The sequence below is a fragment of the Bradyrhizobium sp. USDA 4501 genome (assembly GCF_054062115.1).
In genome coordinates this window covers 1004858-1016851 of the sequence record NZ_JBSSEX010000001.1, presented here as the reverse complement: position 1 = coordinate 1016851, position 11994 = coordinate 1004858, and the positions used below count along the sequence as shown (strand labels likewise).

Sequence of the window (11994 nt, the reverse complement as noted above, 5' to 3'; positions counted from 1 at the left end):
TTGTCCCTCAGCCTTGCAGCGGCGTGTCGATGATCGCCAGCGGCTGGCTGTTCTGCTTGAAGTTGATGCTGGCGACGCCGAGCATGCTGCGCAGCTTGGCATCCTCCACCTTCATCGGGCCGGGCGAGGGGGCGGAGCCCGGCGCCGGCTGCGGGAAGGCGGTCGAACGCGCGGTGTGGAAGGTGACGTTGCCCTCGACCTTCTGCATCACCTGGTGGATGTGGCCGTTAAGCACTGTGACCGAGCCGAAGCCCTTGACGTATTCCAGCGCACGGGCGCCGTCCTCGGTGCCCCAGCCCCATTGCGGATAGACCGTCCACAGCGGGATGTGAGCGAACAGCACGATCGGCGTCGACTTCGAGCGGCCCTTGAGGTCGTTCTCCAGCCATTCGAGCTGCTCGTTGCCGAGATTGCCGAGGCCGCCGCCCTTGAGGTCGACGACGTTGACGAGGCCGATGAAATGCACGCCGCCGGCATCGAACGAATAGTAGCCCGGACCCTTGGTGCCGCGGCCGTAGCGCTCCTTGTAGAGCTTGACCTCCTCGTCGATGAAATCGTGCTCGCCCGGCACGTAGTGCACGTCGAGCTTGGCCTGCGAGATGATGCGATCGGCGTCATCGAATTCGGATGCCTTCGACAGATGCGTGATGTCGCCGGTGTGGATCATGAAGGACGGCTTGACCTGCATCGCCCGGACCTTGTTGATGGCCTCTTCCAGCGTGCCGATGGCGTTCGGGTTGGCCGGCTTGTCGAAGCCGACATGACTGTCGCTGATCTGCATGAAGGTCATGCCGGGCGCAGCTTCCGCAGCCGCGGCCGAGCCGACGATGCCGAGCGAATGCGGCACGCCGCCGGTGACGGTCCACAGCACGCCGGTGCCGGCCCAGGTCATGCATTCCAGCACCTTGCGTCGGCTAACGCCTTTTTCCTCATCGCGATGGTCGTGATCGTGTCCGCTCATGGCAAGTCTCCCGTGGGCCCAGGGATTGGGTTTCCGGGGAGATGATCGGCGGGGCCGGGGCTTTATTCCCGACGCTTTGGCGGGGCCGAGGGCAGGGATGACGATTTCGTGAGGTACGACGCCGGTCTGCATGATCGGTGGGCGCAGGGGACCGCGCGACAGCTCGACGCAAGGGCAAGATGCGCAATTGAAGCATTGCTGCTCGCCGCGTTATCGATCCGGCAAACCACTGATCCAGCGGAGGAAAACATGGCGGACGTCACCGGCGGCTGTCACTGCGGCGAGATCCGTTACGAGGTGACCGGCGAACCGGTCGTCCATGCTTTGTGCCACTGCACCGATTGCCGGCGCCACGCCGGCGCGCCGATGGTTGGCTGGATCATGGTTGCCGAGGACATGGTCAAGGTGACCAAGGGGCAGCCCAGGATCTACCGATCCTCGGAGCATGGCCGGCGGCACTTCTGCGCGAACTGCGGCAGCGGACTTTTCTATACCAATGGCAACATGCTGCCCGGGTTCATCGACATCCAGAGCGGCACCTATGACGATCCCGACGCGGTGCCGGCCACGATGCATATCCAGGTCGCGGAGCGGCTGCGCTGGATGGAGGATGCACACGAGCTGCCGACCTTCGATCGCTTTCCGCCGCCGGAATGACCGCCGGTTGATGAACGCGGCGCTGCCTCTGGCGAAGCGGCGATGCGCGCCGCGACATGGAATCGCCCCGCAACGTGGACGCCTGCGCCCGTTTGGCTTTACTCGTCCTCGTCTTCCGGACCGCCGCGCTGCTCGATCGCATTTCGCACGCTACGCATGACAGCGAACGACACGAACGCCATCCTTCTCTTCTGATCATCGCTCAATGTCTTGTAGAGCGGCTCCCAGGCATCGGCGAGCTTCTTGAGGTCGGTCCCGCGCTGAATCAGCCGATCCGCCCTGCGCTGCATGAATTCGACCGGATTGCCTTCATGCATTCCGTCCATCGGTCCGTTTTCGTGCAATTCGGCAATGCGCTCCAACCGAGCCTGCCGATTTTTCGCTCTGGTGCGGATCGCATCCTCGATGGCCGGCCAGTACTTCTCCTGATCCGGAGTCAGCTGCAAGGCGGCCTTGACGATGCCGACGCGCATGTCGGTCAGGCTCTTCAGGTCGGCGGCGCTGGGTGGCGCAACGCCGACAGTCGGGGATGTCTCCGCTGCGATGGCGAGAGACGAGGTTGTCATCAAAAGTGCAATCGCTGCGGCGGCTGCGTTCCTCGTCATTGCAAACTCCTGAGCTGCTTTTCTTGGACGTCCCGAGAAGGAAAACATAGCCGGATCGGCTGCCGGTTGATCTAGGTCAAAGGGGCAGGGAGCCGGAGGCAGGAACGCTCTTCTGACCGTTCGCAAAATACCGAGCGACGTCGGCTGTTTGCGGGTTGAGCTAGATCAAGCGCGGGCGGTCCATGGTGTTCAGAAATTGCTGTCCAACTCCCACCGACCGGGCGGTCCCATGCACCTTCTGCTCAAGGAAATTCGTCACAATCCATTATTCTGGATGCTTGTCTTCGTGCCGATTGTGCTGGTGGTCGAGACGGCAGCTCCGTCCGCCCACACCGCCCTGTTTGTGCTCGCCGTGCTGGCCATCGTGCCGTTGGCTGCCCTTCTCAGCCACGCGACGGAAAGCGTCGCGGAGAAAACGGGCGACGCAATCGGAGGCTTGCTCAACGCAACCCTGGGCAATCTGACCGAGCTGATTATCGCGATCGCTGCGCTGCATGCCGGCGAATACATGCTGGTGAAGGCATCGATCGCTGGTGCCATCGTCACCAATTCACTCTTCATGCTCGGCGCATCGTTCCTGCTCGGGGGGCTCCGCCATCACGTTCAGGAATATAACCGGGCCGGCGGGAGGATGTATGCAGCGCTGCTGCTGATGGCGACGATTGCGCTGCTTGCGCCCTCGGCTGTCGCCGACCTCGATCCGGCGCGCGGCGAGGCCATGGCGCTGGCTCTCAGTACGGGCCTCGCTGTGCTGCTGATATGCGCCTATGGGCTCGGCTTGCTGTTCTCGCTCAAGACACACAAGGAGCTGTTCGCAAGCGAGGAGCATGGCGAAACCGGCGGCGCCGGCTGGCCGATCGGACTTGCGTTAGGCACCCTTCTCGTCGTCACGGTGCTGGTTGCGCTGGTCAGCGAAATATTCGTCAGCTCGGTGCAGAAAGCGGGCGAGACGCTGGGATTGAGCCCGGCGTTCGTCGGTTTCATCATCGTCGCGCTGGTCGGCGCCGCGGCAGAAATGGCGGTCGCGTTTTCTGCGGCGCGCAAGAACCGTCTCGATATGAGCGTCAGCATTGCGCTCGGCAGCGCGTCTCAAATCGCCTTGTTTGTCGCGCCGGCACTGGTGCTTCTGAGCTACGTCGTCGGTCCGAAGCCGATGGATTTGCAGTTCTGGCCGGGCGCCGTGACGATGGTCATGATCGCCTCCGTGACGTCCTGCTTCATCACCAACAGCGGACGGTCGGCATGGTTTATCGGCGCCTTGCTCGTGCTCATCTACGTGATTTTCGCCATGACCCTGTACATGGTGCCACCTGGATCGCACGGCCCGGTTTGATCAACGGCGAGCGTTGCCGGCACCAATCCGGACGAGGGCGCGTGTTCTTCGTCGCGTTCACGCGGACCCCTGATGGCTTTAGAGCGGTAGCTCGCTCTGACCGCGCGTCCAGTCGATGATGTCGATCTGGAGCCCCCGTTTCAGAATCTCGGCCTCAAGATTGCTGGCATGCCGCTTCCATTCGGCCGTCGACCGGACCCGGAATTTTGGATCTTCACCGTTTGCCTCGAACTCATCGTCGGCTTCGAGCGCGCCGCGAACAGCCTCGTACATCATCTTAAGGCTCGCGTCGGTGAAGGCGTCGTACTCCATCGAGCCGTCTCCTTGGAAAAGCAAAATTCAAGGGACCGCCACGATGGCGATCATGGCGTCTCTTTGCGATCGATCCATTCAAAATGGACATGCCGATGCCTGACCGAAGCTCGACAGCGAGCCGGTGCGGTGCAACCGCACGTCCATCCATTGCAGCTCAGCCGGATCAATACTGCGGGCAGACCATTTGCCCGTATTCATTGTAGTAGCAGCTTTGGTTGCCGTAGTAGCCATAGGCGCCATACGCGCCGGCTGCGGCTGCAGCGCCGACGGCGGCAGCACCATAACCCCAGCCCGGCCGATAGTAGCCTCTGCCGTAGCCGGGATAGCCGGCGACCGGGCGGCCAGGGCGCCCTGCAATCGGTCGACCGGGATAGCCCGGACGCCCTGCAATCGGTCGGCCACCTGGACGGCCGGCAACGCGATATCCTCCACCGTGAACTCTTCCGCCGCCTACATGCATGCCACCGCCGCGCATCCCGCCGCCGTGAAAGCCGCCTCCGCCGCCGCGGAAGCCGCCGCCTCCTCCGCGACGGGCATAGGCGTCATCAGGAATCAGGCAGACAGCGACGAGAACCAGAGCCGCCAGAGCGGCGAGGATGCAACGAAGCATGGCGTGTCCTCCCTATGGGACAATTTGCGAACGGCGACACTGCGACAATTTCGCCTCGCGAGATTGACGTAGATCAACGGAATGCAGTAGGGCGCGCATTCCAAAAGGGTCAGGCAGCTGTCATCAACCCCAGGCACAATCTGTACTTTGCTGCCGAAGCATCTTGCCTGGAATGCGAACGTGAGTTCCATGGCATTTGCTTTTCGCCTCAGTCAGGCGACAGCCATCGTTTCATTGCCGAGTTCACCTGGTGTTTTTACGTCCTGCGGAACGCAGCCAAGAGGATCAACGTGCGCAAAGCGGATGTGACGTGCGCGTGCTGTGGCGCAGGTTTCCGGCGGTTGGAGCTATGGTCCGAACCTGGCGCCAAGGGTGAGTATCGCTGTCCCGTTTGCGACTACTTGCTCGAGGCCTTCGATGGCACCAACCTGATCGCCTATCGGCTGACGATCCAGCCGGTGCGCGCGCCGGCCTACTCGGTCAAACCGATCGACGATCAACAATAGCCGGACGATTGGTTGCCGCGAGCGCGCTTCGGTTTTTGAGGTAACGGCTGACGCCATGACTGTTTGGCCGTGTCACTGCACCGATTGGCGCAGCATCCCGGCGCGCCGATGGCCGACCCGGTGACGGCCGCAGAGGACGCAGTCAAAGTGACCGGGGCAGAACTACCTGTCGTAGGAGCACGGTCGGGGGCGGGTCGCTCGCACCCTCGTCGGATGGTCTCGGTGCTTGCTTGCTCGGGCGGCCGGGGCGCCGGCTAGTTCTTGACGGCATACAGAGGCGTTCTGAACGTCAGTTGATAGGCCGGTTTCGGCACCCACATGATTTCGGCTGTGACGCCAAACAGTCGGTTGTCATTATCGTCCACGCGGTCGAGATCGATCCGCACGATCGGTTGCGCAAAGGGCTGAATGGATGCGAGGTTCAGAAGCTGCGCGCCCTCGAAGGATTGCACGCCCACGCGGCCGGTAAATTTCCAATTGTTCGGCCATTGATAGTAGCCGCCGACATAGGCAATCGTGTTCGGGTTGATCCTTCCCAGCGCACCGTCGACGTCGGTTCGCGTGTATTGGAAACCGCCGAGGAAGCCTCTGGTCTCATCGGAATCGAGCGCATAGTCAAATTCGAGAATGTTGTTGAAGGAGGTTGTGCTCAGTGGACCATCGGGAATCGACTTTGTGATAGTCGACTGCAGCGTCACGGTAGGAAAGGTTCCACCGTTCTGCTCGTAAAGGTCGGCCTGGAAGCCGATGTTCCAGCTTGTGATTTGAAAGGACGAAAAGCCGGCGCTTCCAAAGCTCGTCGAACTACCGGAGACGCCGGCATAAAGCGAGGCGCTCTCGGTGACATCGACCGTCAGCGGAAAATCCATATTGAGAGATTTCGCTGCTGGCAGGCCGACCGGAAATGCCGCGCCGCCTGATGTCGCAAGCGTCTGCGTATTGAACAGCGTCGGATGGCCAAAGCCGAACGCGAGCGATCCTGCCGGAACCTGTGCGTAGATCGTCCTGAGGTCGAGATAGATCGTCGGCACCGAAGCATTGGCAAGGCCATCATCGTTTGCGGCAAAGGCCTGCGCAACCGGGACGGCGATAAGCAGCGCGCACAATGCCGCGCTCAAGATCGATCCGGGAGCCAGGAGCCCCGCGTTGTTACGTGGCGGCGCGTTCAAGGCGAGAACCTTCCCTAGGCGCGGCGATTGCCATTGGATCGGGAGGCAGGCCGATCGATCGTGGCTTGTCCGTTGCTCGACCTTTGCCGAAACTCCCGTGGGGTGCAGCCGGAAATCCGGCGGAAAGCCCGCGTGAAGTGGGCAGGGTCGGCATAGCCCGACGAGAATGCAACGTCGATGATCTTGATTTCTGTGCTGCCCAGAAGCTTGGCCGCATTGTTGAAGCGAGCCTGCTCAAGCAGACCCGAATATGTCAGACCAGCGAGCGAAAGTCTCCGCTGCAGACTCCTGGTGCTCACGCCCATCATCTCGGCGGCCTGCATGATCGTGAGGCCTCCTTGATCAAGGTAGGAGGGCAAGCTTAGCTTCAGTGCGCTGACGACGTCCTTTCCGAATGACTGCGGCTCGTGATCGGCGGGCGTCGGCCGAACGTCGTTTGCGGGATTTGCAAGACTGAGGAGTTCTGCCGGCACTTCGATCCATGACGCCTTTTGACCCGACATGAAGCGCGTGTTCGGCCAATGCGACTGGACCTCCGGGCTCGGCGTATAGAGTGCTTCAAACGCAATCACTCTCGGAGACCAACTGATCCCGGCGAACTGACGGACGATGTGCAGGACGAATATGTTCTGAAGCCACTGGGATATCTCAAGATGGGAAATGCCCTCCGTTCCAGTAAGCTTGCTGCAAATCTTCAAGCTCTCGCCGCTTGGCTCGAGCCATAGCTGGAGGATCGTATCTTCGCACGGCGCCCACCGGCAAATTTGCTGCAGGGCAACCAGAAGCGTTGGCGCATGGCGCACCCGCGCCCGCATGGCTTCGCTCAAATGTTCGAACGAGAGCCGCTGGGCTGCGCGAAAGGCGATTTCCGATAGGCCCTGCTTTTGCTGAGCGGTCGTCGCGAACCGAACCGCCGGCAGCAAAGGCACGTAATGATCCGCTTTTTCTTCAAAGGACGTCGGGAGTTGAAATCTGGCGAGAAGTGCTGCCGTCGGGCCGCCTATTTCAGAATGGAGCTCAGCGAACGGGATCAGAAATTGACAACGGGTCAATGGAATGACGGTCATTACTACCTACCCAAGAAGTTTTGCCGCGATCGCAGCTTAGCAGGCCGGAACTCGTCTTGCGTTGTCTTTATCGCGAAACCAGCTGCGACGACGCGTTCGACGAATTCCGGTTCGCGAAAGTTTTGGCGGCCGATGGCCAGATCGGTGGACGCAGCTGCTTTATCTTGAAGCGTCGTTTTTCTTGCAGGAGCACGGGCTTCACGCCTCAAACCAACCGATGAGAGCTGTCCGATTGCCTTCAGCCCAGGCGGTCCGCGCAGTCATTGTCGCGTCGCTGCGACACGGTGACGCAACTCTTGATAGCACCGCTCGCGCCCTCAAGATCAGCTCGCGCACGTTGCAGCGACACCTTGGTCGCCTGGGCACCAGCCACAGCGACATACTCGCGGAGGTTCGCTTGAACATCGCTTGCCGCTTGCTCGTAGACTCAAGCAAGCGGCTGTCGGAAATCGCGAAATTCGTCGGCTACAGCAACGCCAGCAGCTTCAGCCGCAGGTTCGTGCGTTTGATGAAAATCCAACCTATCGTTTACAGGCAGCGGCAACTTGCCGATCGGCAGGGCCAAGCGGGCCATCGCAAGAGATCCCACACCGCTGGGCCATGACAATTCCGATCATTGGCGCGAAATGGCAAGACGCGCGATTTGAATTGGCGCGAAATGCTTAGCGAAGCTGATTGCCGAGATAGCGCTCCCTAAAGGAATAACAAACATGACCCTTCGCTCAGCTCTGTTGGTATTTTGCGTCGCCGGATTGATTGCCGCTCCCCATAAGGTGCTTTCCCAAACTGCACCCGAGAACAAACCACACGTACCGCTCGAGAAGTCGATAGGTCAGGCAAAGCCGGAAGTCGTGCCATCGCTCTTCGTCCTCAACTCGCGCGGTGCGAGCTTGAAGGACGGGAAGCTTGTGCTGACGGGGGTTTCACCGAATGCGATCGTGTTCGCCGATCGGCCCGTGAGGGCAGCCGGTCATGATCTCACATCGCGCATTGTCGAGGATTGGGGCAATGGCAGTGACAATTTCGCAAAGGACCCTCCAAACGCCACGGTGTCCGGGTTCAGGAAAGACGGATCATCGGTAGCGGACGCCGTCGTCGTCTTGAAATCGCCCAAGCTCGAAGGCGACAGGCTGACTTTCGATGTCGATATGCTCGAAGGCGACCTTGCGGGGGCTGATGGACCGGCGTCGATCTTTATCGACATCATCGGTCGTCCATTCACGCCGCTGTCTTTTGCCGGCGTTGCCCGCCGCACCGCCTGGCGAGGTGCTTACTACCGCGGCGCTGCAGTCGCGGGTGCGGCCGCGCTTGGAGCTGCGGCAGCCTATCCGTACTACGCCCCCCGATGCGGATACTATCCTTATCCGCCTTGTTACTGAGCAACGCGACCGTCGCGTCGAAGCCGCCGGGCCGACAGGTGGAAGATCGGCCGCGATCTAAGCCGGGCACGCGAGCTCACAGGAGAGCATCATGAGACGAACCGCTATGATCGCAGCATCGCTGATCGTCGCCGGCATTCAGTCGGCCCACGCGCAGACAGACCTCAGCGCCTACGCCAACGCCGAAGGCTATCTGGACGTTCAGAAGCCGACCTGCGCGCAACTCGCCGGAACATGGCAGGGAGACGCCGACCTTCTCACTGCCTGGTACAGCGGTTGGTACAACGGGCTTGCGCGCAAGCACTACCTCGACATCAAGAAGTCCCGCGAGGCCGAGCACGAAGTAATCCAACATTGCAAGGCGCATCCTGATCAACTCATCATCGAGGCGATCGCGGCGGTCTTCAAGGATATGAGAGCGGCGCTCGGGATCAGGATGCAGCCCTGACCCGCGGGATCGGACACCTTTTACGGCAGGCCGACAGTGGGAGCAGCCTGACGATTGTTTGAAGACCATTCGATTTGCAAAGGAGAGAACAATGGAGATCACGCGTCGCAATCTTGCGCTCGGCGGAATGGGTCTGCTCACCGGAGCGGCGATAGGTCGACCAGCCGTCGCCGAGGAGGGAGCTTTCCTGGGTGTCGGTCAGGGCTTGGAGGACTTCTGGCTCGCGAGCGACGCCTATATATTCGGCTATCCGTTGGTGACGATGGAGATGACGCGGAGGATCATCACCAACGTCGCGGAGCCCGTGGGCACGCGGGGGCCGATGGGCCATATCATCAAGCTGCGTCAATATCCGGACGCGTCGTTCCGTGACGTCACTGCGCCCAACGCGGACACGCTCTACACCACGTCCTTCTTCGACGTCGGCAAAGAGCCGTGGGTCCTCAGCATCCCGGACATGAAGGGGCGCTATTTCCTGATGCCCATGCTTGATGGCTGGACGACGGTGTTCCAGGTGCCCGGAAAGCGCACCACCGGCACCGGTGCACAAACCTATGCCATCACCGGGCCCGGCTGGAAGGGCACGCTGCCGGACGGCGTGAAGGAGTACAAATCGCCCACCAATATCGTGTGGCTGCTCGGCCGCATCTATTGCACCGGAACGCCGGAGGACTACGCCGCCGTCCACAAGCTGCAGGATGAGTGCAAGCTCGTTCCGCTCAGTGCTTACGGCAAGCCGTACACACCGCCTCCAGGAAAGGTCGATCCTTCGATCGACATGAAGACGGCCGTCCGCGAACAGGTCAATCGCATGGACGCGGTGTCGTATTTCAAGCTGCTATGCGAGCTCATGAAAAGCAACCCGCCGAACGCGGCAGACGCGGCCCAGCTCGCCAAATTTGCCCGCATCGGCATCGTACCCGGGCGGGACTTTGACGAGACCAAGCTGAAGGCGGACTTCCTGAAGCGTGTGCCCGAGGTGTCATTCGACAGGATCATGCTTCAGTTCAAGGTCAACAAGGCCATCACGGATGAGAACGGCTTTGCGTTCACGACGAAAACCGGCATCTACGGGACGGACTACCCGATGCGGGCCCTGGTAACCGCGATCGGACTCGGCGCCAACCGCCCGCAGGATGCCGTCTATCCGACCTCGCAAAAGGATGCGGATGGCCGCAAGTACAATGGTGCGAACAAATACGTCATGCGGTTTCCCAAAGGCCACTTGCCTCCGGTCGAGGGATTCTGGTCGCTCACCATGTACGACAGCAGCTACTTCTTTGTGAACAATCCGCTCAACCGATATTCGATCAGCGCGCGGGAAAATCTGAAGGAAAATCCGGACGGCTCGACCGATCTCTATATTCAGAAAGACTCGCCCGGTAAAGACAAGGAATCGAACTGGCTTCCTGCGCCCGAGGGAGATTTCATACTCATGCTGCGGATGTATTGGCCGCAGGAAACCGACCCTTCGATCATCAACGGCACTTGGACGATTCCGGCCGCCAAGAAGATCGGGGCCTGAGAAACTGGATTCATGCCGGCTCCAACCGGGCCGGCATGAATCAATGTGACAATTTGCGCGGGCGAATCGTGCGCTTGAGCGAGCCGTACAGGTCGTTCCGCACCGCACCAAAGGGGGCGCGACATGCGGCTTCGCGGTCTTTCGATGAGGCGGCGACCAAACGGACGAGGCAAGACACTCAGGGATGTCGGCATCGCCATGATACTGGTCATGGCGTCAGTTTCGTCTGAGACCGCGCGTGCCGACGAGGCCGGCGTCTCATACTGGCTTCCCGGCCGCTTCGGCAGCCTCGCTGCGACCCCGCAGGTCCCTGGCTGGTCGATGGCGGAGGTCTACTATCACACCAGCGTAAGTGCATTCGGCAATGCCGCGGCCGCCAGGGAGATCCAGGTCGGCAGAATCCCCGCCGCGGCTAACGTCAACCTAAACCTGCATCTCAACGCGCAGGCGGATCTCATCCTTCTCAATCCCACTTATACGTTCGCAACGCCGGTGCTGGGTGGCCAACTTGCCATCGGCGTGACCGGGCTGTTCGGACGGTCGAGCGCGGATCTTGCGGGGACGCTGACGGCGGCCGTCGGTCCGCTGGCGACAACCCGCACCGGCAGCTTCGGCGATTCGATCACATCGGTCGGCGACCTCTACCCGCAGGCGACGCTGAAGTGGAACGCCGGGGTGCACAATTTCATGAGCTATGTAACGGGAGACATCCCGGTCGGAGCATACAGCCCGAGCAGCCTTGCCAATCTCGGCATCGGTCACGCGGCCATCGATGCCGGCGGCGGCTACACCTACTTCAACCAGCAGGCGGGCCACGAATTTTCCGCGGTCGCGGGCTTCACCTACAATTTCAAGAATCCGGATACCCAGTACCAGAGCGGGGTCGACTTCCATCTGGATTGGGGCGCCTCCCAATTCCTGTCAAAGCAGGTTTTCGTTGGCCTGGTTGGATATGCCTATCAGCAGGTCACCGACGATTTCGGCCAGCACCCTGTCCTGGGAGGCTTCCGGTCCCGCGTGCTTGGCGTTGGTCCGCAGATCGGCTTCCTGTTTCCCGTAGGCGACATGCAGGGTTATCTGAATCTCAAAGGGTATGGAGAATTTGCAGCAGAGAATCGCCCGGCCGGCTGGAATACCTGGTTGACGTTCTCGATCTCTCCGATGGCGCCGACCAGCACCGTGACGCCGACCCGACGGGTCGTGACAAAATAGCAGCGCTGCTGGCGCCTTCGATTGTGCCGAGATCACGCCACTATGGGCCGCAACCGTGTCGATGCCCGCCGTTCGGACGCCGCCCGGCAATTTTAGCCGACGCCGGTTCGATACGCGGGCGTCGTGATTGTCAGCAGGGTCCACGCTGCCAATCCTCGGCCGATTGGTTTCAGCCGCGCCAACCCGAAAGTGGAGTCGATGTTACCG

General features: G+C 61.0%; 14 protein-coding genes. 8 read left to right on the top strand and 6 right to left on the bottom strand.

All coding sequences use genetic code 11. The annotated features are described in order from the left end of the window. Window positions 1-7 precede the first annotated feature (7 nt). A complete protein-coding gene (locus ACVWZM_RS04910; RefSeq protein WP_057015687.1) occupies window positions 8-961 on the bottom strand; it encodes a metallophosphoesterase family protein in 954 nt (317 codons plus the stop codon). Between the two features lie 249 nt (window positions 962-1210). Between ACVWZM_RS04910 and ACVWZM_RS04905 the strand changes: the two genes are divergently transcribed. After that, complete coding sequence (locus ACVWZM_RS04905; RefSeq protein ID WP_076833057.1) at window positions 1211-1618, top strand: GFA family protein; 408 nt, start codon at window positions 1211-1213, stop codon at window positions 1616-1618. A 98-nt stretch (window positions 1619-1716) separates the two neighbouring features. Here the strand turns inward: ACVWZM_RS04905 and ACVWZM_RS04900 are convergent, their stop codons facing one another. Further along, window positions 1717-2271: a Spy/CpxP family protein refolding chaperone gene (locus tag ACVWZM_RS04900; RefSeq protein ID WP_233475477.1), complete on the bottom strand. Its 555-nt coding sequence runs from the start codon at window positions 2269-2271 to the stop codon at window positions 1717-1719. A 181-nt stretch (window positions 2272-2452) separates the two neighbouring features. Here ACVWZM_RS04900 and cax point away from each other — a divergent pair, with 181 nt between their 5' ends. Next, a complete protein-coding gene (gene cax / locus ACVWZM_RS04895; protein ID WP_076833060.1) occupies window positions 2453-3556 on the top strand; it encodes a calcium/proton exchanger in 1104 nt (367 codons plus the stop codon). Window positions 3557-3634: 78 nt separating this feature from the next. On the opposite strand, the gene ACVWZM_RS04890 is transcribed toward cax, so the two are convergent. Then, the gene (locus ACVWZM_RS04890) at window positions 3635-3868 is read right to left on the bottom strand and encodes a hypothetical protein (protein WP_028331701.1); all 234 of its coding nucleotides are present in this window, start codon (window positions 3866-3868) and stop codon (window positions 3635-3637) included. A gap of 166 nt (window positions 3869-4034) precedes the next feature. Next, window positions 4035-4481, bottom strand: coding sequence for a hypothetical protein (locus ACVWZM_RS04885; RefSeq protein ID WP_076833062.1), 447 nt, complete (start codon window positions 4479-4481; stop codon window positions 4035-4037). A gap of 14 nt (window positions 4482-4495) precedes the next feature. Here ACVWZM_RS04885 and ACVWZM_RS04880 point away from each other — a divergent pair, with 14 nt between their 5' ends. Next, window positions 4496-4987: a hypothetical protein gene (locus ACVWZM_RS04880; protein ID WP_233475478.1), complete on the top strand. Its 492-nt coding sequence runs from the start codon at window positions 4496-4498 to the stop codon at window positions 4985-4987. A gap of 254 nt (window positions 4988-5241) precedes the next feature. Here the strand turns inward: ACVWZM_RS04880 and ACVWZM_RS04875 are convergent, their stop codons facing one another. Continuing rightward, window positions 5242-6156, bottom strand: a complete 915-nt coding sequence (locus ACVWZM_RS04875; RefSeq protein WP_456815853.1) for a hypothetical protein — start codon at window positions 6154-6156, stop codon at window positions 5242-5244. A 14-nt stretch (window positions 6157-6170) separates the two neighbouring features. Continuing rightward, window positions 6171-7223 (bottom strand): helix-turn-helix domain-containing protein, encoded by a 1053-nt coding sequence (locus tag ACVWZM_RS04870; RefSeq protein WP_456835290.1) that lies wholly within the window; start codon window positions 7221-7223, stop codon window positions 6171-6173. A gap of 217 nt (window positions 7224-7440) precedes the next feature. Between ACVWZM_RS04870 and ACVWZM_RS04865 the strand changes: the two genes are divergently transcribed. The 5 genes from ACVWZM_RS04865 (at window position 7441) to ACVWZM_RS04845 (ending at window position 11787) form a co-directional block, all read left to right on the top strand. Beyond that, window positions 7441-7827 carry a helix-turn-helix domain-containing protein gene (locus ACVWZM_RS04865; protein ID WP_076833065.1) on the top strand — a complete coding sequence of 129 codons (387 nt, stop codon included), beginning with the start codon at window positions 7441-7443 and terminating at the stop codon, window positions 7825-7827. A 106-nt stretch (window positions 7828-7933) separates the two neighbouring features. Then, window positions 7934-8602 carry a hypothetical protein gene (locus ACVWZM_RS04860; protein ID WP_225163358.1) on the top strand — a complete coding sequence of 223 codons (669 nt, stop codon included), beginning with the start codon at window positions 7934-7936 and terminating at the stop codon, window positions 8600-8602. Window positions 8603-8708: 106 nt separating this feature from the next. Continuing rightward, window positions 8709-9050, top strand: coding sequence for an HdeA/HdeB family chaperone (locus ACVWZM_RS04855; protein WP_456856624.1), 342 nt, complete (start codon window positions 8709-8711; stop codon window positions 9048-9050). 91 nt (window positions 9051-9141) lie between these two features. Next, window positions 9142-10575 carry a DUF1254 domain-containing protein gene (locus ACVWZM_RS04850; protein ID WP_057015679.1) on the top strand — a complete coding sequence of 478 codons (1434 nt, stop codon included), beginning with the start codon at window positions 9142-9144 and terminating at the stop codon, window positions 10573-10575. Between the two features lie 210 nt (window positions 10576-10785). Then, window positions 10786-11787 carry a SphA family protein gene (locus ACVWZM_RS04845; protein WP_307720407.1) on the top strand — a complete coding sequence of 334 codons (1002 nt, stop codon included), beginning with the start codon at window positions 10786-10788 and terminating at the stop codon, window positions 11785-11787. Window positions 11788-11994 lie beyond the last annotated feature (207 nt).

Coding starts and splice junctions, on each gene's coding strand:
- ACVWZM_RS04910 (WP_057015687.1), bottom strand. CDS start 961: ATGAGCGGACACGATCACGACCATCGCGATGAGGAAAAAGGCGTTAGC.
- ACVWZM_RS04905 (WP_076833057.1), top strand. CDS start 1,211: ATGGCGGACGTCACCGGCGGCTGTCACTGCGGCGAGATCCGTTACGAG.
- ACVWZM_RS04900 (WP_233475477.1), bottom strand. CDS start 2,271: ATGTTTTCCTTCTCGGGACGTCCAAGAAAAGCAGCTCAGGAGTTTGCA.
- cax (WP_076833060.1), top strand. CDS start 2,453: ATGCACCTTCTGCTCAAGGAAATTCGTCACAATCCATTATTCTGGATG.
- ACVWZM_RS04890 (WP_028331701.1), bottom strand. CDS start 3,868: ATGGAGTACGACGCCTTCACCGACGCGAGCCTTAAGATGATGTACGAG.
- ACVWZM_RS04885 (WP_076833062.1), bottom strand. CDS start 4,481: ATGCTTCGTTGCATCCTCGCCGCTCTGGCGGCTCTGGTTCTCGTCGCT.
- ACVWZM_RS04880 (WP_233475478.1), top strand. CDS start 4,496: ATGGGACAATTTGCGAACGGCGACACTGCGACAATTTCGCCTCGCGAG.
- ACVWZM_RS04870 (WP_456835290.1), bottom strand. CDS start 7,223: ATGACCGTCATTCCATTGACCCGTTGTCAATTTCTGATCCCGTTCGCT.
- ACVWZM_RS04865 (WP_076833065.1), top strand. CDS start 7,441: ATGAGAGCTGTCCGATTGCCTTCAGCCCAGGCGGTCCGCGCAGTCATT.
- ACVWZM_RS04860 (WP_225163358.1), top strand. CDS start 7,934: ATGACCCTTCGCTCAGCTCTGTTGGTATTTTGCGTCGCCGGATTGATT.
- ACVWZM_RS04855 (WP_456856624.1), top strand. CDS start 8,709: ATGATCGCAGCATCGCTGATCGTCGCCGGCATTCAGTCGGCCCACGCG.
- ACVWZM_RS04850 (WP_057015679.1), top strand. CDS start 9,142: ATGGAGATCACGCGTCGCAATCTTGCGCTCGGCGGAATGGGTCTGCTC.
- ACVWZM_RS04845 (WP_307720407.1), top strand. CDS start 10,786: ATGGCGTCAGTTTCGTCTGAGACCGCGCGTGCCGACGAGGCCGGCGTC.